This window comes from Staphylococcus sp. KUGN1, from assembly GCF_045984185.1.
GTDB classification, from domain to species: Bacteria; Bacillota; Bacilli; order Staphylococcales; family Staphylococcaceae; genus Staphylococcus; species Staphylococcus warneri_A.
The window spans coordinates 767,141-792,976 of the sequence record NZ_JBJQIL010000001.1 but is presented as its reverse complement, the minus strand read 5'-3'; the positions used below and the strand labels follow the sequence as shown (position 1 = coordinate 792,976).

The following is a 25,836-nucleotide window of genomic DNA, read 5'->3' as shown; positions in this document are numbered from 1 at the left end:
TACTAAAGTTGTAATAAGAATATTGGAGGAATGACATATGCCAATCGTCAACGTTAAATTATTAGAAGGTCGTTCAGATGAACAACTTAAAGATTTAGTTACAGAAGTGACAGCAGCTGTAGAAAAAACAACAGGTGCCAATAAAGAAGCAATCCATGTCGTTATTGAAGAAATGAAGAAAAGTCATTATGGTGTTGCTGGTGTTAGAAAATCAGATCAATAAATATGTAAAGAGCCTCACATTGACGATGTCAATGTGAGGCTCTTTGAGTATTACTTTTTATTATTTTTATCATCGAAAAAATCTTGAATTGCTTTTTTGTTTTTCTCTTTATCAATTTGCAAGGCACTACCATCATTATTAGTAGTAATATCTTGATATGAGTTCTTAATAGGGACTGTTAATGAATCTACATTTTTATCGCCTCGAACACCGAAACTTATTCCAGTTTGGAACATCGCAGAATCAGGCATATCTGTATTAACATATCCTCTAAGAATCCCCGCTACTTTAGGCAACTTAGCAACTGTACCAAAATTCACTAATTCAGATTTAAGTGTTTGCATCACCTGTTGTTGACGACGTACACGCCCGAAATCGCCTTCTGCATCATGACGAAATCTAGCATAACCTAATAATTCTTTACCATTTAAACGATGATGTCCTTTTTTCAATGATACACCAATATTTTCAGACATATCTTTTTCAACATCCATTGGAACACCATTAGGTTCTAACTCATCTATCATTTTTTCGAAACCAGTAAAATCAACAACTGCATAATATTCAGGATTAATACCTAAGTTTTTATTTAAGGTTTTTCTTAATAATTCTGGTCCACCTAATGAATATGCAGCATTAATTTTATATTTATCGTAGCCAGGAATATCAGCATAAATATCACGCATTACTGACATCATTTTCATTTTTTTATGAATATAGTCATATTGAACAACCATAATTGAGTCTGTACGTGATTTACCGCCCTGTGCTTTATCTGCACCTAAAACTAATACAGAAATTTTACCGTCATTTTTTACTGGTCCGTTAAATTCATGTACTTTAATATCTTTCGCATGCTTTTCCGCATACTTTACACCACTATTATAACCATGAGCAATGTATGCAATTATAACGATGAGAATAATTAAAATAAATAAAATAATAAAAGGTAATTTGCGCACTCTCTTTTTCTTTCGTCGCCTAGAAGGTGGAGTTGATGTACCTGCTTGTCGTTTATACTCAGTTTCTTCTCTGTTATCCTTCTGTTCTCTCATATTTACCTACCTTATACCTTTAAAATTACAATTCTATCATCTATAATTAATATGTATTAACGTTATAGAAAAAGTATACAAAAAGCAAGGATTTTTTTAATAAATGGTACTAAGGTCCAATGAAAGGGTGTCATAAATGAATATAAATACTGCATATTTTGCGGGTGGGTGCTTTTGGTGTATGACAAAACCTTTTGATACATTTGATGGTATAGAACAAGTAACATCAGGATATATGGGTGGAGACATAGCCAACCCTACATATGAGCAGGTTAAAAGTGGCACTACTGGACACTATGAAACTGTCAAAGTTGAATATGATGTTGCGTTATTCTCATACAATAAATTATTAGAAATCTTTTTCTCTGTCATTGATCCACTAGATGACGAAGGTCAATTTCAAGATAGAGGGTCTCAGTATCAAACAGCTATTTTTTATTCCAACGAACATCAGAAAAAATTAGCTGAAGCGTATATCGCAGCAATGCAAAATACAATCAATGCAGATAAAGCGATTGCTACTAAAATTTTGCCTGCAACAACATTTTATAAAGCTGAAGCATATCATCAAGATTTTTATAAAAAGCAACCAGAAAGATATGCCAAAGAACAACAAGACCGTGAAAATTATAAGAAAAACTCAATCTAGTATAGATTGATATTGAAGATTAACACAAAAGCGATTGACGAAACCACTCAGTTTCATCAATCGCTTTTCATTGTATATTTATTTATGACGAATAACTCTCATCACTTTAATCATTGATTGCCATAAAGATGCATTTTTTCTATAAACTAAGAATCTCGGCTCCCAATTTGGACCATATTTTTCTTTATAACGTCTTAAACCTTGGAAACGATATAAACCGTTAAAATGTTCAAAGACTCTACCAGCTAGTCGTTCTCTAAGATATGAGTAATGCAATTGACCAACATTAGAAAGTGTTGCCATCCCCATATTAAATGAACGATAACCCTTTTCTTTTCCCCATGAAAGCATGTGTAAATATAGACCATCCATTAACGGTAAGTCTAATTCAGGTAACCAACGAATTAAATCAACTGAAATTGCATCATTAAAGTATGTTGGCATGAGTGTACAAAACGCAATGATTTTCCCTTCTTCATTACGCATAATACCAATTGGTGCTTTAGACAAATATGCTTCACTAAATTGACCTACTGAAAAATGCATTTCATTTCTGCCATCTAACCATTGATCACTCACATGTTGTAATGTTTCAATCATTTCTTTAGAAAATGGAGGTTCAATAACTTCAAATTTAATATTTAAATCATCAAACTTATTTAAAGTAGCTCTAAATCCACGACGTTTTTTACCTGAAGTCGTAAACGTTGTTAAATCAATAATTGCTTCTTCTCCTAATTTAAAGAATTGATTTCCAAAATTATGATAAAGTGGCATGAATCGATCGCTTACTTGATAAAAGATAATATCATAACCATAGTATTCTGCATATTCATAAAATGCTTCTAATAGAGATTCAAAGGATGAAACATCTCCAACTGGATCCCCTAAAACAACTAATGCATTAGATTTATATCGATACATTAAAAAGGCAGACTCATTATCATGAACAAAATAATCTTTATCTCCACTATAGATAAGATGTGTTAAATAATTACCACCATGTTCATGAATAATTTGTTCACAAATAGTTAAATCTTTATTTTGATTTGATTTGGCATAATGATAATCAAATAACCATGCAATTGACGCCACAATTAATGTAATTAAAGCTATTGTTATCCAGAAATAATATCTTAAAACTGTGGTATCAACTTCAAGATTATACACATCTAATGCATATAACGTGCTAGAGATTATAATATGATTGATATAAAGTACAATCAAACTGATGATTACTATTACAAATACGTTTTTTAGTCTCAATGGTCGTTTTAAAACTTTGGCACGTCGATAAGCAATAATTAGTAACACAAAAATAACTATTAACCATGTCAAAAGTAAGAAAGAAGCATAAGTATATATCGTTGCAGCAAAAATTAATACAACTGATATAATAGCAAAAATAATAGCACGTCGGCTTTGTTTAAATATGCCTTTAACATTTAACATTAATAATAGACAGGCACTAGTATGAACAGACAATGTTATATAATACACGAAGTGGTTATCATCATATAATCCATCATAAATAATAGTTAAATTATTAATGAAGAATATCACACTCGTTAAAAACACTAAAATTGCTAATGAAAATGATGGAATTTTAGATAAAATATCCTTTTGATATGACATTAAGAATGATGTGACATCTTTTGCAGGTACAAAATATTTAGAGCCTTCGATGTATTTCTTAGCAGTGTTACCAAATTCAAATGAAGATAATACTAATGCAATAGCTACTGGTACAAAGTAATATGCGAAACGATAAAGTAATAACGCTAATAAAATATTCTCCTCATTTATACCAAGTGATTTAAATCCGAGTAACACGACTAAATCAAATGCACCAAAGCCCCCAGGAATGAAACTTACTAGTCCTGACAAAGCTGCAATAATAAAGACTCCGATAAAATTCATAAATGAAATATCAATACCCACGATTAGTGCTGAGAAATAGAGAACTACAGCCGCCGCCATCCACTCTATACATGACACTAAAGTACAATAAACACCCATAAATCGATTATTTTTATCTGCGGGTTTCATAATAGTGTAAATAATAAATATTGGTAAAAATAAAGCAACAATATATAAAATCCAACGAACCCATGAAATTCGATCTAACATGTCAGATGCATTAAAAACATGAAAAACGACTAAAATCGATAATAAGCTAAGGCCTGTTAACATTGAAATGAGAATAATAGATATATAATGTACGAGTTTCTTATTATCTTCAGTATAATTTTTATAAACAAATGCTCTTAACCCGGCACCGATAAATCCACCGAATCCGACAATAGCATTTAAAGCATTAATAATATAACTCACTCTAAAAACTTTCGTTAAAGACATATCTAATTTTAAAGATTTGACAAGAATAATATCGTATAAAGATAAAATTAATAACGATGCTCCCCCACCGGCAAATAATAATACTAACCACAAACGATTGATTTTGCCAAATTGCATCAATGTATCTTTAAAATTAATGGTTGATAATTCTCGATATAATGTGAATACTACAAATATAAATAGAGCTGCAGCAAACACAAATTTTAAAATAGATAATAATTTACTTTTATTTTCTTGGGTCATTTTTTCACTTCGATTCTAATTAATTCTTCTATATAGCAAAAATATATCATAAGCATATGATAATTAGAATATAAATAACTCTAATTATACATAACATTATTGTCATATCTTATGTTAGCTAAAGTCACTACAATAAAACATTTTACTTTAATAAAAAAGGATATCTTAGAAATTAGTAAGCTAAGAACAATATTAAATGCCCTACTTGTTCTCACATTCATTTCTAAAGATATCCTTGTATCATAACTACTCAGAGTAGTCTTGATCTTTATTCAATTGATATTCCCCAGCATCTTCTCCATAGTAACGATTATATCTACGTTTGAATAATAGGAAGACATGAGAAACTAAAACTTTTAATACTGCATATCCAGGTATACCTAAAATAACACCTACAATACCTAACAGGTTACCTGCACATAATAAAATAAAGATAATTGTTAGAGGATGTATTTTTAAAGTTTTACCCATAATATTTGGCGAAATGAAGTGTCCTTCAAAGAACTGAACTAATGTCCAAACAATTGCCAATTTAAGTACCATTAATGGAGATGTAATAATAGCAATAATAATCGCTGGTGATATCGCAATTGTAGGACCTAAATATGGTACTACACTCGTTACAGCTGCGATACATGCAAGAATTAAACTATATTTTAATCCAATAATTGAATAACCGATAAATAATAATACACCTATACAGAATGAGACAATAATTTGTCCTTGAATATATGAACCTACTTGAACACTCATTTTTTCAAGCAAGTCATGAAAATCTTTTCTGAATTTTGGTGGCATAATATTAGTCGTAAAATCTTTGAACTTATGACCATCTTTTAACATAAAGAATAATACAAATGGCGTTGTTACAATAACTACACCAACATTAGCAACAGCTTCTGCAAAAGTTGCTAGTTTTGAACCAAAACCATCAAAATAATCTGATAACATTGTAGGTATTTTCTTCGTTAATGAATTAAGTTGGTCGTTGATTTGACTATAATAGCCAGCAAAAATTGAATTACTAGTTAATTTATTGATTGTATTCGTAAATTTTTTGAAATATTGAGGCGAATTATTAATAAAACTTCCTAATTGTGAGCCAATAACCGGAATTAATAAATTAACAATTAATGCTATAATTCCCACAATCGCAATATAAATAATCATAATACCCACTAATCGTGGTATACGATAACGTTCCATCAAATTCACAAGTGGATTAAACAAATAAAATATAATCAATGAAACAATAATAGGTGCAGCAATCGTATTAAATATAATAATAAACGGCTCAAACACATATGAAACTTTATCAAATATAAATATTACAATACCTAAAAGTACAAGTGCTAATAAGCCATAAATTAAATCATTGCCGCCTAAAAATCGCATAAATCTTGTTTCAGACATACTGAAATTAGTTTTAAACTTTCCAGATGCCTTATTTTCTGTAGTCTTATTTTCATTCGACATTTGACATCACCATACCTTCAAGTTACCTCTCTTTATTCAATTCATAAAACAATTAAGATGATTAAAATAACTAACACTTATCATAACATAATTCATACAACTAAGGCGTATAAAAAATTTAATAAAATAAATATAACTGGTTTCAATCATTGCATAGTTAATACTGCATCAATTTAATGAATAGAACTATTAAAATACAACTAAGTATGATTAATCACGATTGATTTGCGCTTCAAAATGGTGAATGTGTAATGTTAAATAAATCACTTCAGCTTCATTAATTGTAATATCGAATTCCATTTGAATCATTTTTAAAATTTTAAAAGCTGTGGAATAGCACTGTGGGTAATGCTTTTTAATCATTTCAATGAAATCATTTTGTGCATGAATCGCTTCATTCTGTTTCAAACGACGAATAAGGAACTGAACATGTCTAATAAAACGTTGATATTGTACTGAGGATTGATCAACTTGATGATTTAAATCAGATTCAATGATTGTAATACTCTTATTAATTAATTGATTGATTAACGACATTTCTCGCATGGATAATTCTTCTGAATTAGAAGCAATATGTAAAGCGATAAATCCAATTTCATCTTCTGGAAATTGAACATCTAATTGTTGATTGAGTCTTTCTATTACTTTGGCTGCTAATTGATATGCATCACTATATAAATACTTAGTCTCCATAGCAAACGGATTACTAATGAGTTGATTTTGTTTTAAACGTTTATACGCAAAAATAATATGATCAGTTAAGGCAACGACTAGATTTTTATCATCAATATCTAAAGTCGCGTTTGTGATTAAATTGACTGATTCTATGACTGCTTGCAGTACATGGTCATCCGCCATTTCAACCAATGTCTTATAATGCTCTTTATGTTTATCTTGATCAAGCTTATACACTTTTTCAATGGAAGCTGATTCATCTAAAATCAAACCTTGCTTTTTATTAAAGCCAATACCTTTTCCAATGAGTACAACTTCCTGATCTTTATTCGTGCATATGATAACGTTATTATTGAGAATTTTACTTATTTTGTATTCCCCCATCATTATCACCTTTCCTGCTCCATTATTAAAATTATAAAGCTAAATGATATAAATGAAAAGAAAATACATTTTTAAATCTTTTTATTTATAAAACTCAATTTTACTATTATCAAAGTACTTTAATTTCTAGTTACAAAAATTATCCTGCACAATACTAAAGAGTTCATAATCAATAACTTACGTTTTAATAAAAAAATCCTGAGACATTGATATACGTCTCAGGATTTATCATTACTTATTATTTTTATTTGCTTTATTTGTTGCATTGATACCCCAAGATTCAATTCCAAATAAGTTGATCTCAAGGTTTTCTGGTTTGAACACAGGATTTTTACCTGCTTTACGTTGCATTTGATAATCTTTCATTACTGCAAAAGCAATATTAGAAAGTCCAATAATAGAAACAATATTAACAATTGCCATTAGTCCCATAAATAAGTCTGCTGTACTCCATACTGTTTCAGTTTTAGCAACTGCACCAATGAATACAAGTACGACTACAAGACATCTAAAAATGAAAATAATTGTCTTATTATTTGAAAGGTATTCTATATTAGATTGTCCATAATAGTAGTTACCTACTACTGAAGAAAAGGCAAATAGTGTAATTGCAACGGTTAAGAAAATACCACCTGCTGAACCTAAATGTTCATTTAAAGCAGATTGTGTAACTGCCACACCTTGAGGTGCATTTTCTCCAAATTTTAATCCAGAATATAATAAAATCATGATTGCTGTAGCTGTACATACAAGCATAGTATCAAAGAATACACCTAATGATTGAATTAAACCTTGTTTAACTGGATGAGGTACGGCAGCTGTTGCTGCTGCGTTTGGTGCAGAACCCATACCTGCTTCATTTGAGAATAAACCACGTTTAATACCCTGTAATATAGCAGCACCTACAGCACCACCAGTTACTTGTTCAAAACCAAAAGCACTTTTGATAATAGTACCAATCATTGGAACGATTTGATCTAAGTTTAATAGTAAAATGATTAAAACCATACCAATGTATATGATCGCCATAATAGGAACGATTAATGATGATAATGTCGCAATACTTCGAACACCACCAAAAATAATGATAGCTGTAATGACAGCTAGTACAATTCCTGTAATAACTGGGCTAATATGATACTGAGTATTTAATGATTCAGCAATCGTATTTGATTGAACTGTATTAAACACAAATGCGAAGGTAACTGTGATTAGAATCGCAAATACAATACCTAGCCATTTTTGGTTTAATCCTTTAGTTATGTAATATGCTGGTCCGCCTCGGAACCCACCATCTTTATCATGTACTTTATAAATCTGTGCTAATGTTGCTTCCATAAATGCACTTGCTGCACCTATAAATGCAATAATCCACATCCAAAATACTGCACCAGGGCCACCTAATACAATTGCTGTTGCTACACCAGCAATGTTTCCTGTACCAACCCTTGAACCTGCACTAATTGCAAATGCTTGGAAAGGCGAAATACCTTTTTCGCCACTTTCTAATGTTTCAGGTTTCTCAACTAATGCTCTAAACATTTCAGGTAACATGCGAAGTTGCACAAATTTAGAACTGATAGTAAAGAAGAAACCAGCTGTAAGTAACAATCCAATTAGATATTGAGACCAAATTAAATCATTCCCTACTTGGACAAAATCTTTAAACCAACCAGGAATTAAACTATCAAAATCTTTCAAATAAATCCCTCTCATCTATAAATAAAATTCATATCTTAAAAATTCAAGAGATTCATATTATCATATAGCAATCTAATTAAATAATGATTCAAAGTATCAATACTTAACACTAGATTGTTCAATTTAATATAAACCTCTTGAACGCTTTAATTGTTATTATTATATTTTATTCTATCATCTTATTCATGTATTGCATATACTTTTATTGTAAGTACATACCTTTAACTTCACCAAAATCATCAATATCTACAATAAACGAACCGTTCGTATATTGTTCAGATTTGTGAATTGACGCAATTTCGCCACTCTCTTGATTGTTATCTGAGTATAATGTATATGTCGTATGATTAGCGCGGACAACATCAGCTGCTACAATTCGATGCGGCGCCTTTTTCAATTCTTTAAGTAAAGTTATACCTCTTTGTGCACGTTTAGCTTCTTGTAATACTTTGAATCCAATATGCTTAATTGCACCACGTTGAGTAGCCATCATCACTGATTCTGAGTGGTTAATCATTTGAGTCATTACTACGAAATCTTCATCTTTTAAATTAATAGATTTAACACCAGCAGCACGAAGACCTGTATCAGATAGTTCATTTGTAGAATAAGTTAGTGACATACCTTTGTGCGTAACCACTGTAATCAATTGATCTGATTCTACTCGCATGATGTTAATCACTTCATCTTGTTCTTTTACTTTCATAGCAATTAATGGCTTGTTATAGCGTGTCGTTTTAAACTGCGGAACGCTACTTTTCTTAATCATGCCGTTGCGCGTAGCCATAATATAAAAGGCTTCGCGTTGGTTAAAGTCTTTCTCATTAAACACATCAATCACTTGTTCATCTTCATCAATAGAAACAATTTGTGACACATGTTGTCCTAACTCTTTCCATCTAATTTCAGCTAATTTATGAACAGGAATGAATAAATATCTACCCTTATTTGTAAACACGAGTGCAGTATCCTGGGTATTTACATCAAGATACTTTAATAAGCTGTCCCCGTCTTTTAAGCCTACTTCAGAAACGCCACTTGCGTTAAAACTTCGTGTGGACGTACGTTTAATATAACCATGTCTTGTCAAGCTCAATACTACTTCTTCACTTGGTACCATAACTTCTTTATCAATTTTAATTTCAGAAATTTCCGCTTCAATTGTAGAAAGACGATCTGTTTTAAATTTCTTTCTAATTTCAGTCAATTCATTTTTAATCACATTTAATAATGCATCGTGATCATCTAAGATATGACGTAAATCTTTGATTAAATTCGATAATTCATCATGCTCTTGTTCTAAAGCAACAATATCGGTATTTGTTAAACGATAAAGTTGTAACATCACAATCGCTTCTGCTTGAGCTTCAGTAAAGTCAAATTCAGCAACTAAGTTATCTTTAGCATCTTTTTTATTTTTAGAATTACGAATAAGTGCGATGACTTCATCCAATATTGACAATGCTTTCATTAAACCTTCAACAATATGCATGCGTTTTTCAGCATGTTCTAAATCAAATTTAGTTCTATTGGCCACCACTTCAATTTGGTGATTGATATAACTATCAATAATTTGTTTAATACCCATTAATTTTGGTCGGCCGTCACTAATTGCTACCATATTAAAGTTGTAAGATATTTGTAAGTCAGAATTTTTATATAAGAAATTTTTGATTGCTTCGCTATTAACATCTTTTTTAAGTTCTATAGCAATACGTAAGCCAGTTCTATCCGTTTCATCTCGAACTTCAACAATACCGTCAACTTTCTTATCCGCACGTAATTCATCAATACGTTTAACTAGACTACTTTTATTCACTTCGTACGGAATTTCAGTCACAATCAATTCTTTACGTCCATTGCGTAGTTCTTCTTCGTCTACTTTTGAACGTACCACAATCTTACCTTTACCTGATTCATATGCCTTTTTGATACCATCTAGACCTTGAATAATGCCTCCAGTTGGAAAATCAGGGCCTTTCATGTATTTCATTAATTGGCTCACAGTAATATCAGGATTATCAATATATTTTAAAGTCGCTTGAATAACCTCACCAAGATTATGTGGCGGAATATCAGTTGCATAACCTGCTGAAATACCAGTAGAGCCATTAATTAATAAATTAGGGAATCTAGCAGGTAATACCATAGGCTCTAATGTTGTATCATCATAGTTTGGAATAAATGACACGGTTTCTTTATTGATATCTCTTAACAGTTCTTCAGATAATTGACTTAGCTTAGCTTCTGTATAACGCATCGCTGCTGGTGGGTCATTATCAATACTACCATTGTTACCATGAATTTCGATTAAGACATGTCGTAACTTCCAATCTTGACTTAAGCGCACCATGGCATCATATACTGAAGAGTCACCATGAGGATGATACTGACCAATGACATCCCCGACAGTTTTAGCACTTTTACGGAAATTTTTGTCGAATGTATTACCACTTGAATACATCGCGTATAGAATACGACGCTGTACTGGTTTAAGCCCGTCACGAACATCTGGTAATGCTCTCTCTTGGATAATATATTTGCTATATCGTCCAAAACGGTCACCTATTACATCTTCAAGTGATAAATCTTGAATTATCTCACTCAATTCGTTTCATCCTCCTCATAGGTTTCATTTTCCAAAATTTGAACTTCAGTATTATCTAAAATACTTAAATCTTCTTGCATACCAAATTCAACATGATTTTCAATCCATTCTCTACGTGGAGCTACTTTATCTCCCATTAACGTTGTTACACGTTTTGAAGAGCGTACTTCATCTTCAACTTGAACTCGAATCAACGTACGTGTATCTGGATTCATTGTTGTTTCCCATAATTGTTCAGGGTTCATTTCACCTAAACCTTTGTAACGTTGTAATGAGAATCCTTTACCAAGTTGCTTTTGTAATTTATCTAATTCATCATCTGTCCAAGCATATTCTACTTTCTTAGATTTACCTTTACCTTTTTCTAATTTATAAAGTGGAGGTAATGCTATAAAGACTCGACCTGCTTGTACTAAAGGTTTCATATATTTGAAGAAGAACGTTAATAATAACACTTGAATATGAGCACCATCTGTATCAGCATCGGTCATAATGATAATTCGACTATAATTACTATCTTCAATTTTAAATTCATTACCAACACCTGCACCAATGGTATGAATAATCGTGTTGATCTCTTCATTTTTGAAGATATCTTCTAATCTAGCTTTTTCAGTATTAATGACTTTACCTCTTAATGGGAGTATCGCTTGAAATTTACGATCACGACCAAGTTTAGCCGAACCACCAGCAGAGTCACCCTCTACTAAATAAAGTTCATTTTTCTCTGTATTTTTACTTTGAGCAGGTGTTAATTTACCTGATAATAAAGTATCTTTTCGTTTGTTCTTTTTACCAGAACGTGCATCTTCACGTGCTTTACGTGCAGCTTCTCTAGCTTGTTGTGCTTTAATCGCTTTCTTCACAAGCGATTTAGACAATTGTCCTTTTTCTTCAAGATAAAATGGTAATTTTTCAGAAACAACTGAATCTACAGCACTTCTAGCTTCTGATGTACCTAATTTAGATTTAGTTTGTCCTTCGAATTGTAATAACTCTTCAGGAATTCTTACAGAAACGATAGCTGTTAATCCTTCACGTATATCATTTCCATCTAAATTTTTATCTTTTTCTTTTAATTCATTGATACGTCTCGCATAATCGTTAAATACACGAGTCATAGCCGTTTTAAATCCGACTTCATGTGTACCGCCATCTTTAGTACGCACATTATTTACGAAACTTAAAATACTTTCAGAATATTGATCGTTATATTGGAAAGCCACATCAACTTCGATGCCATTAGATGTACCTGTAAAAGTTGTGACATCATGAAGAACTTCTTTACCTTCATTGACATAACTTACAAATTCTTTAATACCTTCTTCGTAATGGTAATATTCTTCTCTTTCTTTACCACGACGTAAATCAATTAATTTAATTTTTAAGTTTTTTAATAAGAATGCAGATTCTTGTAAACGCTCACTTAGAACATCAAAATTAAATGATGTTGTGGCTTTGAAAATTTCAGGATCTGGTTTAAACGTTACTTTTGTACCCGTTTTCTTTGTTTTTCCTTCTTTGAGTAACCCTGTCGCAGGCACACCACCATCTTTAAAACTCTGTTTATAAATATTACCGTCTCTATGAATTTCAACTTCTAACCATTCACTTAGTGCATTAACTACCGACGCACCAACACCGTGTAGTCCACCAGATGTTTTATATCCACCTTGGCCAAATTTGCCTCCAGCATGTAATATGGTAAAGATAACCTGAACAGTTGGTTTACCTGAAGCGTGAATACCTGTTGGCATCCCACGACCATTATCTTCTATTGAAATACTATCATCTTGGTTTAGGATAACTGTTATTTCATCCCCGTAACCATTTAATACTTCATCGACGGAGTTATCGACAACTTCATATACTAGATGATGCAATCCACGTTTATCAGTTGATCCTATATACATCCCCGGTCTTTTTCTAACAGCTTCAAGACCTTCTAAAACCTGTATAGAATCATCTGAATAATGATTTTGTTTATTCATTGCCAATGATTTCGCCCTCCTACAAACGTACGTTCGTTTTTAAAACTATACAATAGTTATTCTTATATAAATCTGTATAAATTGCAAGTATCATCTTGATAATTCAGTTTATTTTAATGATTATTCATTTTTAAATTATCAATTTTTATTGTTCTAAAATAAGGGGTATATGGTAAAATAGTGCTAAGTTACTAAAGGATGTGTATTTTATGATGATCGTCGTCATGTTAATACTAAGTTATCTTATTGGTGCTTTTCCAAGTGGTTTGGTTATTGGAAAGCTATTCTTTAAGAAAGATATAAGACAATTTGGTAGTGGCAATACTGGAGCAACAAATAGTTTTAGGGTATTAGGTAGACCAGCAGGATTTGTGGTAACCTTCTTAGATATATTTAAAGGGTTTATCACTGTATTCTTCCCTATTTGGTTACCAGTACATGCTGATGGACCTATAAGTACATTCTTTACCAACGGACTAATTGTAGGTTTATTCGCAATACTTGGCCATGTATATCCTATATATTTAAAATTTAAAGGTGGTAAAGCAGTTGCTACGAGTGCTGGGGTAGTTTTAGGAGTCAATCCCATTTTATTATTAATTTTAGCTGCAATTTTCTTTTTAGTGCTAAAAACATTTAAATACGTGTCCTTATCAAGTATCGTAGCAGCCATTTGTTGTGTGATAGGTTCACTCATTATACAGGACTACATTTTACTTGCAGTCAGTGGAATTGTTTCTATAATTTTAATTATACGCCACAAAACAAATATTGTCCGTATCTTTAAAGGTGAAGAACCTAAGATAACATGGATGTAAATTAAATAAACAAAGTTATGAGCGCTTAGTTAGGTATTTGTTAAATAGATATCTTACTAAGCGCTTTTCTATATTGTAATCAATTGTACACAGATGATTTTATATTTTTGTAAGTATTACGTTTTAAATATAGTGTTTAAAAATATATTAGAATGATAGGCTATGCTATAATTCTAATATCACTAAAATTGACAGTCCATCTAGTAAAATATAGAGATTTAATATGGAGGAGATTAAATGAAAATTGAACTTACAGATCAAGCAGTTCAATGGTTTAAAGATGAATTTGACTTACCTGAAGATAATCAAGTATTACATTTCTTCGTACGTTATGGTGGCGAATTTCAATTAAAACAAGGATTCAGCCCAGCATTTAATGTTGAAAATAAATCTGATGTTGAGGTTGTTTACGAAGAGGATTATAACGGTTTAACGATTGTTATATCTGAAAAAGATTTATGGTACTTTGAAGATGATCATATTGTTGTAGATACAGTTGATCATGAAGATGAAATTTCATATACAAAGAAATAGAAATATTATATAGCCCTAGAATGCATTTATAAAGCACTCTAGGGCTATGTTTAATATGTCTTATTAGTTTAAATTATAAATGATCAATACCATTAGTGACTTCCTCGTTGATGCCTTCTTTATTTAAACCTTCAACTTTACTATATGTTTCATGCCAATCTGCAAAATAACGATCTAATCTAATCGGTCTAAATGTATCAGCTTTCATACAAATTAACTCAGTATAACCTGTAGTTGCAAGTTCGCCCTGTTCATTAAAAATTTCATATCTATATACAGAACGCAATCTAGAGTATTTTTCAACCCAAGTTTTAATGGTAACTTTTTCAGGATAAAAAATTGATTTTTTATATTTGATATTTAAGTCTGTAACTGGAGAAATGATCCCTTGCTTTTCCATATCAGCATAGCTAAATCCTAGTTTTCTAATGTAATCTGTACGAGCTACTTCAAACCATGTTGCATAATTACCATGATAAATCACGCCCATTTTATCTGTCTCTTGATATCTTGGTTCAATTTCAGTCAAACTATAAATCATTTAAGTCCAATCCTTCCTTAACTATTAACATTACATATATAGTTTAGCATAAAAAAACAGTGCTAACCTAAACGTTAGCACTGTCAAAAGTCACATTTTTTGTGATTATTGAGCTAATTTATTTCTTAATACCATTTGTAGTATACCGCCATGACGATAATAATCTAATTCTACTAATGAATCGAAACGAACCATTGCTTCAAAATCAACAACTTCTCCGTTTTCTTTCTTAGCATGAACAGTTACTAAGTCATGAGGTTTAACTGTTTCATCGATATCTACAGAAATTTCTTCTTTACCTTCTAAACCTAGAGAATCAGCTGATTCACCTTGTTTAAATTGTAATGGTAATACACCCATCATTACTAAGTTTGAACGGTGGATACGTTCATAACTTTGTGCAATAACAGTTTTAACACCTAATAAGTTTGTACCTTTAGCAGCCCAGTCACGAGATGAACCCATACCGTAATCATTACCTGCTAAAACAGCTAAACCAGTACCATTTTCTTTATATTTCATAGCTGCATCATAGATAGGCATGATTTCTCCTGTAGGCCAGTATGTTGTAAATCCACCTTCAGTACCTGGCGCTAATTGGTTTTTAATACGGATATTAGCGAAAGTACCACGTACCATTACTTCATGGTTACCACGTCTTGAACCATAAGAGTTAAATTCTCTAATTGGAACATCATGGTCTAATAAATATTTACCTGCTGGTGTATCTTTACCGATAGCACCTGCTGGAGAAATGTGGTCAGTTGTAACTGAGTCCCCAAATTTACCCATAATACGTAAATCTTTTAATGGTTCAATAGTTCCTGGTTCTTTAGATAAACCTTGGAAGAATGATGGATTTTGAATATAAGTTGAATTTGGATCGAAATCATATAATGGTGCGTCAGTAACGTCGATTTCATTCCACATTTCATTATTTTCGTATACATTTGCATATTCTTCTAAGAATAATTCTGGTGTTACGACACTATCAACTGTATCTGCAACTTCTTTGATACTTGGCCAGATATCTTTAAGGTATACATCTTCATCATCTTTACCTTTACCAATAGGTTCATTGTGTAAATCGATATCAACTGTTCCAGCTAATGCATAAGCTACAACTAATTGTGGTGAAGCTAAGTAGTTAGCTTTAACTAATGGATGAATACGACCTTCAAAGTTACGGTTACCAGAAAGTACAGAAGTTACTAATAAATCTTCGTCAGCTACTGCTTTTTCAATTTCAGGTAATAATGGACCTGAGTTACCGATACAAGTTGTACAACCATAACCAACTAAGTTGAAACCTAAGTCATCAAGATATTCTTGTAAACCTGAATCTCTTAAATATCCAGTAACAACTTTTGAACCTGGTGCTAATGAAGTTTTTACATAATCAGGTACTTTCAAGCCTTTTTCAATTGCTTTTTTAGCAACTAGACCTGCACCTAACATAACGTAAGGGTTAGATGTATTTGTACATGATGTAATCGCTGCTATTGCAACATCACCAGTTTTCATAGTTGAAGTTCTACCGTCATTGAATTTGATTTCAGCTTTCTTATCAAATTCACTTTCATCTAAACCGTGACCTTGGTTACCAGCTGGAGCTGTAACTGATTTTTCGAATTCAGTTTTCATGTCACTTAAGAAGATTAAATCTTGTGGACGTTTTGGTCCTGATAAAGAAGCTTGAACTGTAGATAAATCTAAATCAATCACTTCAGTATATTCAGGATCTTCATTTTCAACTTGGAAGAACATATTATTTTGTTGTAAATATTCTTTTACAAGTGCAATGTGATCATCTTTACGACCAGTTAATTTCATGTATTTAAGTGATTCTTCATCAACTGGGAAGAAACCACAAGTTGCACCATATTCAGGCGCCATGTTTGCAATTGTAGCACGGTCAGCTAATGGTAAGTTTGTTACACCTGGACCGAAGAATTCAACGAATTTACCAACTACGCCACGTTTACGTAACTCTTCAGTTACACGTAACGCTAAGTCAGTTGCTGTTGAACCTTGTGGTAATTCATTGCTTAATCTTACTCCAATAACTTCTGGAATTGGGAAGTATGAAGGTTGTCCTAACATACCTGCTTCGGCTTCAATACCGCCGACACCCCAACCTAATACACCAATACCGTTAATCATTGTTGTATGAGAGTCAGTACCAACTAATGTATCCGGGAACGCAGTTTGTTCGCCATCAACATCACGAACATGTACAACATTCGCTAAGTACTCTAAATTTACTTGGTGAACAATACCAGTTGCTGGTGGTACAGCATTATAATTATCGAATGCTTTAGTTGCCCAGTTTAAGAATTGGTAACGTTCATAGTTACGTTCAAATTCTAATTTCATATTACGTTGTAATGCATCTGGATTAGCATAGCTATCAACTTGTACTGAGTGGTCAATAACTAAGTCTACTGGTACTTCAGGGTTGATTTTATTAATATCCCCACCAACATCATTCATTGCTTTACGTAAAGACGCTAAGTCAACTACAGCTGGTACACCAGTGAAGTCTTGTAAAATTACACGAGATGGTTTGAAAGGTACTTCACCTTCGTTACCTTTTTTGCCAAATTCTGCTAATTGTTTAATGTGATCATCAGTAATTACAAAATCATCTTCCTGACGTAACACAGATTCTAGTAATACACGGATTGAATAAGGTAACTTTGAAATTTTAGTTAAACCTTGTTCTTCTAATGATTTTAAATCATAGTACGTGTATGATTGGCCATTTAAATCAAATTGTTTCTTTGCTGTTTCTTTAAAGTTAGAAGCCATTTGATATCCCCCTTGAATTTCTATATATTTATATGCCTTAGTTAAATTGTATTATTATATGTTTTCGAACACAACTGTATAGGTATATAAAGGAGTCATTTTTCATTTCGCATTTTTAATCAGTTTATATAAGTAAAACTTATTATGACGCATTTGTACTATAAGTTATTTTTATTAATTGAGAATGGTTATCAATCGCAAGTAATTATTATTTTATATGTTTGAAACATAAAAATAGCTATCAACAAAATTGTTGATAGCTATAAATCCACCTTTAAGTAGATAATTCATTCCATTATTCTTCTTTTTCACGATTACGTCTAGATTCACGTTTTTCTAAAATATCAGATTCGTAATCCTCTTGTTGATATTTAACATATTCTTCTAATCTGTGTTTATTAGGAGTTAATGTTAATCCTAAGAATTTACGTTCCTTATTAGCATCCTTGTAGAAACTGATCATCATTAATATGACGACAAAGGAGAATGGGAACGCACTAATAATGGCGGCACTCTGAATTGCGTTGAGTGCTTTTGTTCCATCTCCGCCACCAGCTAATAATAATACAAAGGCAATAAGTGCTTGAGCAATACCCCAAGTTACTTTAACCATACTACTTGGATTTAATGAACCAAATGTTGTTTGCATACCTAATACGAATGTTGCTGAGTCAGCTGAAGTAATAAAGAATGAAGCAATTAAAATAAGTGCAATAAATGATAATACAATACCTAATGGTACGTGGTTGAATACACCAAATAATTGTGTTTCTGGAGTCATTTTGAATAAATCTGGATGTTTCTTACCAGTTTCGATACCAAGAACACCGAATACACTGAACCAGATGAAACTAACAATCGCTGGTACTAATAGTACACTAGAAATAAATTCTCTGATTGAGCGTCCTTTTGAAACTCTGGCAATAAACACACCAACGAATGGACTCCAACTTAACCACCAGCCCCAGTAGTAAAGTGTCCACGTAGACATCCATTCACGTTTTTGTCCATTTAACGCTGCAGTATCAAAACTATTAAATAAGAATGTATTTAATAAGCTACCTGTTGAACTAGTCATCATGTTTAAGATTAAAACAGTCGGTCCAATAATTAATGTAATGATCATTAATAAAGCACCTAATCCGATGTTAAGATTACTTAAATATTGGATACCTTTACTTAAACCTGACCAAGCACTTGCAATAAATAAGATTGTAACTATTACAATAATAATAGCTTGAACCCAAGTTGTATTCGGTACGCCAAATAAGTAATTTAAACCACCGTTGATTTGTAATGCACCCATACCAAGTGATACGGCTACACCAACTAATGTAGCAAATACTGAAAGTACGTCGATGAATGTTCCAATAGGTCCTTCAACTTTATCACCTAAAATTGGACGTAAAGTTCTAGATAATAATCCAGGCTCTCCTTTACGGAATTGTGCATAAGCAAGTGCCAATGCTACAACACCATAAACAGCCCATGCATGGAAGCCCCAATGGAAGAACGTTGAACGTAATGCTTCTGTGTAAGCTTCTGTCGTTTTCGGATCAGCATCAGGTGGTGAAGCAAAATGAGACATTGGCTCAGCTGCACCATAAAAGACTAAACCGATACCCATACCGGCACTGAATAACATCGCAAACCAAGAAATAGTATTAAATTCCGGTTTGTCATTTGGTTTACCTAATTTAAGTTTCCCAATTGGACTGAAGATAAGGAAAATACAGAAGAATACTATAATCGTAGTTAGAATTAAGTAATACCAACCTAGTTTATCTGTTATCCACATTTTGACTTCATTCGTTACTGTGTCAAATTGTGTTGGGAAAATAGCACCAATTAATACAACAATTGCTGCGATAATTGCACTATAGATAAACACCGGAGAAATCTTCTTACCGTTCTTTTCTTTAGAAGAAGAAGAATTCATAATTAATTACTCCCTTCATATCTATTATTAAATTTTCAAACTAGTAAAATTAAAATATTCTTTTTTTATCTTAAAACATTTAATTTTACTAAAGCACTACTATAGGATAACAAACGTCCTATTTAGAATCAAATTTGATTAAATTTCCTATTTGCTAAATTAATTATATGTTGTATAATGACTCTTAAATATTGTTTAGAAAGGACTATTTAAATGCTAAAAGAATTTAAAGACTTTGCGTTAAAAGGCAACGTGTTAGATTTAGCTGTAGCCGTTGTTATGGGAGCAGCTTTCAATAAAATTATCTCTGCATTAGTCGAATACATCATTATGCCATTAATTGGGAAAATTTTCGGTTCAGTTAATTTTGCAGAAGATTGGGCTTTTTGGGGAATTAAATATGGTTTATTCATTCAATCAATAATTGATTTCATAATCATTGCTTTTGCATTATTTATCTTTGTAAAAATTGCAAATACTTTAATGAAGAATGAAGAACCAGAAGAGGAATTAGAACAAAATACTGTTCTTTTAACTGAAATTAGAGATTTATTAAGAGAAAAACATTAGTAATAATTTTAAATCGATTTATCAACTTTTTAATTGTAAGTTGATAAATCGATTTTTTTATAGAGAAATTTTACTTTAGTTCCATTTAAATTTTGTCATACTTTGATATTGATTTGATGTAACCTCTAAAATGAGTGGTATTCTTTGTTTTAGTTCACTAACATGGGAAATGATACCTACCATTCTTCCCGTTGATTTGAGGTTCACTAATGTATCTAGTGCGGTTTCAAGTGTTTCTTGATCTAATGTACCAAAACCTTCATCAATAAACATTGATTGAAGAGAGATACCGCCTGATTCTTGTTGAACAATTTCACTTAAACCTAATGCTAGCGCTAGAGATGCTTGGAATGTCTCTCCACCTGATAAAGAACTGATATGTCTTGCTTTATTAGAATAAAAATCGAAAACATCAATTTCCAGACCACTAAACCCTTGAGATAAAGCTTCCCTTCTTTGCAATTGATATCTTTGACCACTCATAGTAGCAAGACGTAAATTAGCTTGTGCTATAATTTTTTCTAAATAATAGATCAGAACATAATTTTCCAATGTTAATTTTTGACTGTTTCTACCAGACAGAATTTCTGCAAGATTAAATATATCTTGTTGCTCTTTCAACTCTTTATTTAAATACTCGATATTAGATACGATTTCATCCACTTTTTGTTGATTTAATTTCAGTTGATATTCTAATGTGGCTATTTCATGATTCAAATGTTCAAGTTCAACTTTAAGTTGTGAAAGTGCTTTTTGAATTTCTTCTATATTATCTAATTTTTTCCCTGCAACTAACTCTTTAAGTCTGTTCATTTCCAATTCATACTTATGGATTTGTTTATCATATTCTTTAATTTCATTCTCAATTTCTTCTTTTTCATTAACAATTTTAACTATATCCTGAACCTGCTCAATAGAATCTATATTTAAACGATTCATTTCAGCTTCTATCGCTTGTTGTGTTTGTTTAATATCTTCTTGGATTTCATTCTTAGTTTGCTTATGATGCTGCAAGTTATTTTCTTCAATACTTAATTTTTGAGCAATTTCATTTCTATTTTGTTGATGCTCTTCAAGTGATTTTAAATAATGATCAACATTACTTTTTAGCTTTTTAAAATATGATTCAAATTCATCTATTTCAGTATGTTTAGTTGTTGATTCAAAATCATTGATTCGTATCTCACATTGTTCAATTTTTGATTCAGCATTCTTAACTTCATTTCTAATTTCAAACGTTTCTTGACGTTTTCGTTCTACTTTCTTATTCGTTTTTAAGATAAATTCATTTTCTTTTTGTTGTTTTTCTTTTTCTTCTTTCTTTCTACTGATTTTAGAATACAGATTTTCAATATCCGGTATGGAATTTTGATCAATATAAATATTATTTATTTGCTCCGTTAAATGATTTAAAGAACTTTCCAATTTTGCTTTATCAATATTCATTTTATTAAGATCTTCTTGTAATGATTGAATTAAATTTTGCTTTTTATTAATACTATCAAAATCAATATGTTGTCCTAATGAAGTAATTTCATTCCCGCAAATTGGACATGTGTCGCCAAGTGACACGACTTGTTGAAGTTGTTCTACTAAAGTTTCTTTGTTATTTAAATTAATTTCTGTCTTATCTATTTCATATAGCTTATTAGATAAGTCATCTATTTCAATACACTTTTGATTATAAGACGCTTTAGTGTCATTCAACTTAGAATTTAATTCTTCTTTCATTTGCATATCATTTTTTAACTTTTCAGCTTGTTCTATTTCCTTTTCAATATTGAAAATATCTTGACTCAATTGTTCAACATGACTGTAGTTGATTTCTTTTGATTTAATAGCTTCATTTAAATCTAATAATTCACGTTCTACTAATTCGCTTTTTTCATTTAAATTTACTAGTTGAGAGGATAAACGTTCTTTTTCTTTATAACTATTTAAATACTGAGACAAATTGTTATAGAAAGTATTAGTCTTTTCTAAATAGTCTTTTTCTTTGTTTATAGACTCCTCTTGTTCAGATAGTTGATTTAATCCAAATTGATTTTCTTCTTTTTCTTTTAATAAATTATTAATTGAATGCACAGCAATTTCTATAGATTTTTCTGCTTGCTTTAACTTTTTATTGGCCGCTTCATTTCTATCGAGTAGTTGCGATAATGGTTTAATTTCATTAATCTTATTCAGTTTCGCTCGATGTTGATTAATAAAACTTTCATTTTGCTTAAGTTGCTTTAATTCATTTTCATTTTTCTTTAACTCATTTAAATTGAATTCTAACTCTTTATTATCATTGAGTTTTTGTTCTACTTTTTCTATTTCATTTTCATGACTTTTCTTTTGTTCATATTTTTTTCGCTCTATTTTTTCACCAAATTCATTAAATCTATGTAATACTTCATTGATTTTATCTGTTTGATGTACATTGATACTTTTTAATTCTTCTAGATCATTATTTTCAAAAGTATGGATGTCATTCCATAATCGTTCAATATTTTTATATCTTTCTTCAATTTGGATTTTTTCATTTTTAACATTTTCATTTAATCGTTTTTCTATTTCTTCAAATCGTTCACTATTAAAGAGTGTTCTTAATATCCCTTGCTTTTCTTTACTATTAGATAATAAGAATTTTTTAAATTCGCCTTGTGGCAAAATAAATAATTGTCTAAACTGTTCAGCATTAACACCAATTAAGTCGATGATAAATTGGTTACCCGCATTCACCATACTTTCCCTTAAATCAAATTCATTTTCTATATACTCGAAAACATTTAATTTCGCGGGAGTTTTGGTGGTATTTCCTTCTTTGACAAAAGGCCCCGTACGAACTATCTTAAATAGTTTATCATTAAGTTCAAATTCGAACGTCACTTGCATAGCTGAATTACCATCTGCAAAATGACTTCTTAAATCATTCTCCTTTCTATTTTTAGTTGAAGCTTCGCCATATAAAGCATATACGATAGCATCAAATATCATTGTTTTACCGGAACCAGTCTTACCACTAATTAAGAACAATTGATTTTGATCTATATTTCTAAAATCTATTGTTTCATTTAAGAAAGGACCAAAATTGTTCAGCTTTAACATCATTGGTTTCAAAGTAATTAATCTTCCTTTCTTATCAAATCATTAATAATTTGATTCATTTTCTTTTCTTGAACATCAGACAATTGCTCTTTGGTGATTGTTTTATAAAAATTATTAATAATTGATAGATCATCTTCTTTTTTTATTTCAATGTGTTGAATTGCTTCATGGTGCTCAAACGTTTCGTTTGTTAATGCTAATGTATTGGGATAGATTTGTTTCAAGTTAATAATAGGATCTGAAATATGAGCCATATTTCTTAATTTGAAATGGATATAATTATTCTTATTTGATACGTTTACCTTTTCTTGTATAACGTCTTGATAATCACCTGTGACTATTTCTAATTTTCTCAATGGTTCTATTGGAACAAAATAATCTTGAATATCATTTTTTTGATTAAACTTGACTACTCGATAACCTTTAGGTTGCCTTACTTCTGAAAAAGAATATTGAAGTAATGATCCACTGTATTTAATAGTGTCTTCATTAATGCTAAATGGATGATGTAAGTGTCCTAACATGACAAAATCAAAAATATTAAATGATTTTCTTTCTACTGTTTCGACAGTACCTATAGTTAATGGTCTTTCTGAATCGGATGTCTTACCACCTTGTACAGTTAAATGGCCAATCAATACATTAATGTCTTGAGGTTGAAGTGTTTCTGACATACTAGTTATACATTTATCCAATGCTTGTTGATGTGTTTGAATTGAGTCATCTTTAAAATAGTGTTGTACTTCAGCAACAGTTGCAAAAGGTAATGTATAAAAATTGATACCATTAATACGAATGGGCTGTGTCATATTTTCTAATTTAGTTCTAATATATAAATTACTATGTTCGAACCAACTCGCACCATAATTCAAACGCTCTTTTCCATCATGATTTCCACTAATTAAAATAATTGGAATTTTTAAATCAATATTTAACTTGGAAATCGTCTCTTCGAATAATTTAATCGTATCTTTACCTGGATATGTAGTATCGTATAAGTCTCCAGCAATAACGATTATGTCTGGTTTTTCTTCTTTCATTTGATTTATAAATTGATCTAATACATACCTTTGATCTTCAAGTAATTGTTTACCATTTAAAATGCGACCTAGATGCCAATCTGCTGTATGGATTACCTTCATTTTTTACCTCCAAATAGAACGTTTGTTCGTATTAATCATAATACTTTTCCTCACATATTTCAAGCAAAAAACCACTCATCTCAGTAGATAAGTGGCTCTTATATATTTAATGAACAATAGATTTTTTTACTTTTTTGTACTTGTAATACATCGCTAATCTCCATGGTACTATCATACAAAAAGCTAATAAGAAAAACATACCAGCAATCTCTCCTGGATCAATCTCATTGCTAATGAATATTTTTATAACAGTACGTATAACTAATAGTGATATCAAGATAATTGGAAATGCTTTTGAACGTTTCATATAAATCTCGCTACCTTTTACTTCGAAACGTGATGTCCATATTAAGACTGTTGAAAATAAAACACCTAAGACAAAAGATTCTAGTATCTCAATCCCTGTTAATCTAAAATACGGTATTACATACATTAAAGCACCCGTTGCCATGAAAAATGGTGGTAAAATAATTTTCTTTTCATTGACTGGAAATTTTTGTGCTTTCATACGAATCACAATAACAACTGCACCCATCAAGAATGCAACTACAATTGAAAATATTAAATATGCCACTGTTACACCTTCTCATATATTCTAAACTGCAATACTCTTTTTTAATCACGTGTTAGTATATCATTAATCATGTATATTTTCATAGCTTTTAATTTAAGAAATGCTTCCCACAAAATTAAACAATTTAAACTTTATTTAACTTTTGAATTCTCATAAAGCACTTAACTTTTATTGTAGTATAAGAATAAAACAGTATGCATATGTCATTTATCATAAATGACATATCCTAACCACCAGAAAAAGAATAATAATATAACCGTGATAATAAATGTTAACAATAATCGTAAAACCACATGCACTTTAAGTTGATTGCCAATGAATGACCCTATTAATACCGATAAGAATGATGCAATACCTATAATGATACTATCTGGTTCTAAATTCAAATTAACACTCACCTCAAAAATTAATAATTAATTATAGATTCTTAACGATAGACTTAATAATTCCA

The 25,836-nt window shown here is 31.0% G+C and carries 19 protein-coding genes; 5 read left to right on the top strand and 14 right to left on the bottom strand.

The features are described 5' to 3' along the window. Positions 1-37 precede the first annotated feature (37 nt). Positions 38-223, top strand: a complete 186-nt coding sequence (locus tag ACJQQZ_RS03965; protein WP_002451325.1) for a 2-hydroxymuconate tautomerase — start codon at positions 38-40, stop codon at positions 221-223. Between the two features lie 50 nt (positions 224-273). Here the strand turns inward: ACJQQZ_RS03965 and ACJQQZ_RS03960 are convergent, their stop codons facing one another. Beyond that, positions 274-1,278: an LCP family protein gene (locus ACJQQZ_RS03960; RefSeq protein WP_023375268.1), complete on the bottom strand. Its 1,005-nt coding sequence runs from the start codon at positions 1,276-1,278 to the stop codon at positions 274-276. Positions 1,279-1,414: 136 nt separating this feature from the next. On the opposite strand from ACJQQZ_RS03960, the gene msrA reads away from it, so the two are divergent. Next, positions 1,415-1,927, top strand: a complete 513-nt coding sequence (gene msrA / locus ACJQQZ_RS03955) for a peptide-methionine (S)-S-oxide reductase MsrA (RefSeq protein ID WP_408023072.1) — start codon at positions 1,415-1,417, stop codon at positions 1,925-1,927. A gap of 78 nt (positions 1,928-2,005) precedes the next feature. Here msrA and mprF read toward each other — a convergent pair whose 3' ends face one another. The 6 genes from mprF to parE all read right to left on the bottom strand — a co-directional run bounded on the left by mprF (position 2,006) and on the right by parE (position 13,363). Continuing rightward, on the bottom strand, positions 2,006-4,528 hold the full coding sequence (mprF, locus tag ACJQQZ_RS03950; RefSeq protein ID WP_002451322.1) for a bifunctional lysylphosphatidylglycerol flippase/synthetase MprF: 2,523 nt from the start codon (positions 4,526-4,528) through the stop codon (positions 2,006-2,008). A 246-nt stretch (positions 4,529-4,774) separates the two neighbouring features. Next, positions 4,775-5,941 (bottom strand): AI-2E family transporter, encoded by a 1,167-nt coding sequence (locus ACJQQZ_RS03945; protein WP_162489510.1) that lies wholly within the window; start codon positions 5,939-5,941, stop codon positions 4,775-4,777. Between the two features lie 273 nt (positions 5,942-6,214). After that, positions 6,215-7,063: a glucose PTS transporter transcription antiterminator GlcT gene (glcT, locus tag ACJQQZ_RS03940; RefSeq protein WP_145505237.1), complete on the bottom strand. Its 849-nt coding sequence runs from the start codon at positions 7,061-7,063 to the stop codon at positions 6,215-6,217. A gap of 231 nt (positions 7,064-7,294) precedes the next feature. Then, entirely contained in the window at positions 7,295-8,764 is a 1,470-nt protein-coding gene (gene alsT, locus ACJQQZ_RS03935) for a glutamine transporter AlsT (RefSeq protein ID WP_002451318.1), read from the bottom strand. A gap of 202 nt (positions 8,765-8,966) precedes the next feature. After that, positions 8,967-11,372, bottom strand: a complete 2,406-nt coding sequence (gene parC, locus ACJQQZ_RS03930; RefSeq protein WP_408023071.1) for a DNA topoisomerase IV subunit A — start codon at positions 11,370-11,372, stop codon at positions 8,967-8,969. Next, the gene (parE, locus tag ACJQQZ_RS03925; RefSeq protein ID WP_185285775.1) at positions 11,369-13,363 is read right to left on the bottom strand and encodes a DNA topoisomerase IV subunit B; all 1,995 of its coding nucleotides are present in this window, start codon (positions 13,361-13,363) and stop codon (positions 11,369-11,371) included. Before parE ends, parC begins: the two co-directional genes overlap by 4 nt. Before the next feature lie 209 nt (positions 13,364-13,572). On the opposite strand from parE, the gene plsY reads away from it, so the two are divergent. Both plsY and ACJQQZ_RS03915 read left to right on the top strand, forming a co-directional pair. Further along, positions 13,573-14,181 carry a glycerol-3-phosphate 1-O-acyltransferase PlsY gene (gene plsY, locus ACJQQZ_RS03920; protein WP_023375260.1) on the top strand — a complete coding sequence of 203 codons (609 nt, stop codon included), beginning with the start codon at positions 13,573-13,575 and terminating at the stop codon, positions 14,179-14,181. Positions 14,182-14,418: 237 nt separating this feature from the next. Next, on the top strand, positions 14,419-14,715 hold the full coding sequence (locus ACJQQZ_RS03915) for a HesB/YadR/YfhF family protein (protein WP_049424751.1): 297 nt from the start codon (positions 14,419-14,421) through the stop codon (positions 14,713-14,715). A 73-nt stretch (positions 14,716-14,788) separates the two neighbouring features. Here the strand turns inward: ACJQQZ_RS03915 and menI are convergent, their stop codons facing one another. The 3 genes from menI to ACJQQZ_RS03900 form a co-directional block, all read right to left on the bottom strand. Further along, positions 14,789-15,256 (bottom strand): 1,4-dihydroxy-2-naphthoyl-CoA hydrolase MenI, encoded by a 468-nt coding sequence (menI, locus tag ACJQQZ_RS03910; RefSeq protein WP_002451313.1) that lies wholly within the window; start codon positions 15,254-15,256, stop codon positions 14,789-14,791. Between the two features lie 105 nt (positions 15,257-15,361). Next, the gene (gene acnA / locus ACJQQZ_RS03905) at positions 15,362-18,067 is read right to left on the bottom strand and encodes an aconitate hydratase AcnA (protein WP_049424749.1); all 2,706 of its coding nucleotides are present in this window, start codon (positions 18,065-18,067) and stop codon (positions 15,362-15,364) included. Between the two features lie 295 nt (positions 18,068-18,362). Beyond that, positions 18,363-20,006, bottom strand: coding sequence for a BCCT family transporter (locus tag ACJQQZ_RS03900; protein ID WP_124228328.1), 1,644 nt, complete (start codon positions 20,004-20,006; stop codon positions 18,363-18,365). A gap of 213 nt (positions 20,007-20,219) precedes the next feature. On the opposite strand from ACJQQZ_RS03900, the gene mscL reads away from it, so the two are divergent. Beyond that, positions 20,220-20,576, top strand: coding sequence for a large conductance mechanosensitive channel protein MscL (mscL, locus tag ACJQQZ_RS03895; RefSeq protein ID WP_002451310.1), 357 nt, complete (start codon positions 20,220-20,222; stop codon positions 20,574-20,576). Positions 20,577-20,651: 75 nt separating this feature from the next. Here the strand turns inward: mscL and sbcC are convergent, their stop codons facing one another. The 4 genes from sbcC to ACJQQZ_RS03875 form a co-directional block, all read right to left on the bottom strand. After that, complete coding sequence (gene sbcC / locus ACJQQZ_RS03890; protein ID WP_408023070.1) at positions 20,652-23,681, bottom strand: exonuclease subunit SbcC; 3,030 nt, start codon at positions 23,679-23,681, stop codon at positions 20,652-20,654. A 5-nt stretch (positions 23,682-23,686) separates the two neighbouring features. Next, positions 23,687-24,811: an exonuclease subunit SbcD gene (gene sbcD / locus ACJQQZ_RS03885; RefSeq protein WP_124228329.1), complete on the bottom strand. Its 1,125-nt coding sequence runs from the start codon at positions 24,809-24,811 to the stop codon at positions 23,687-23,689. Positions 24,812-24,917: 106 nt separating this feature from the next. Continuing rightward, positions 24,918-25,385 (bottom strand): CcdC family protein, encoded by a 468-nt coding sequence (locus ACJQQZ_RS03880; RefSeq protein ID WP_049425459.1) that lies wholly within the window; start codon positions 25,383-25,385, stop codon positions 24,918-24,920. A 203-nt stretch (positions 25,386-25,588) separates the two neighbouring features. After that, positions 25,589-25,771, bottom strand: coding sequence for a hypothetical protein (locus ACJQQZ_RS03875; RefSeq protein WP_002451306.1), 183 nt, complete (start codon positions 25,769-25,771; stop codon positions 25,589-25,591). Between the last annotated feature and the right edge of the window lie 65 nt (positions 25,772-25,836).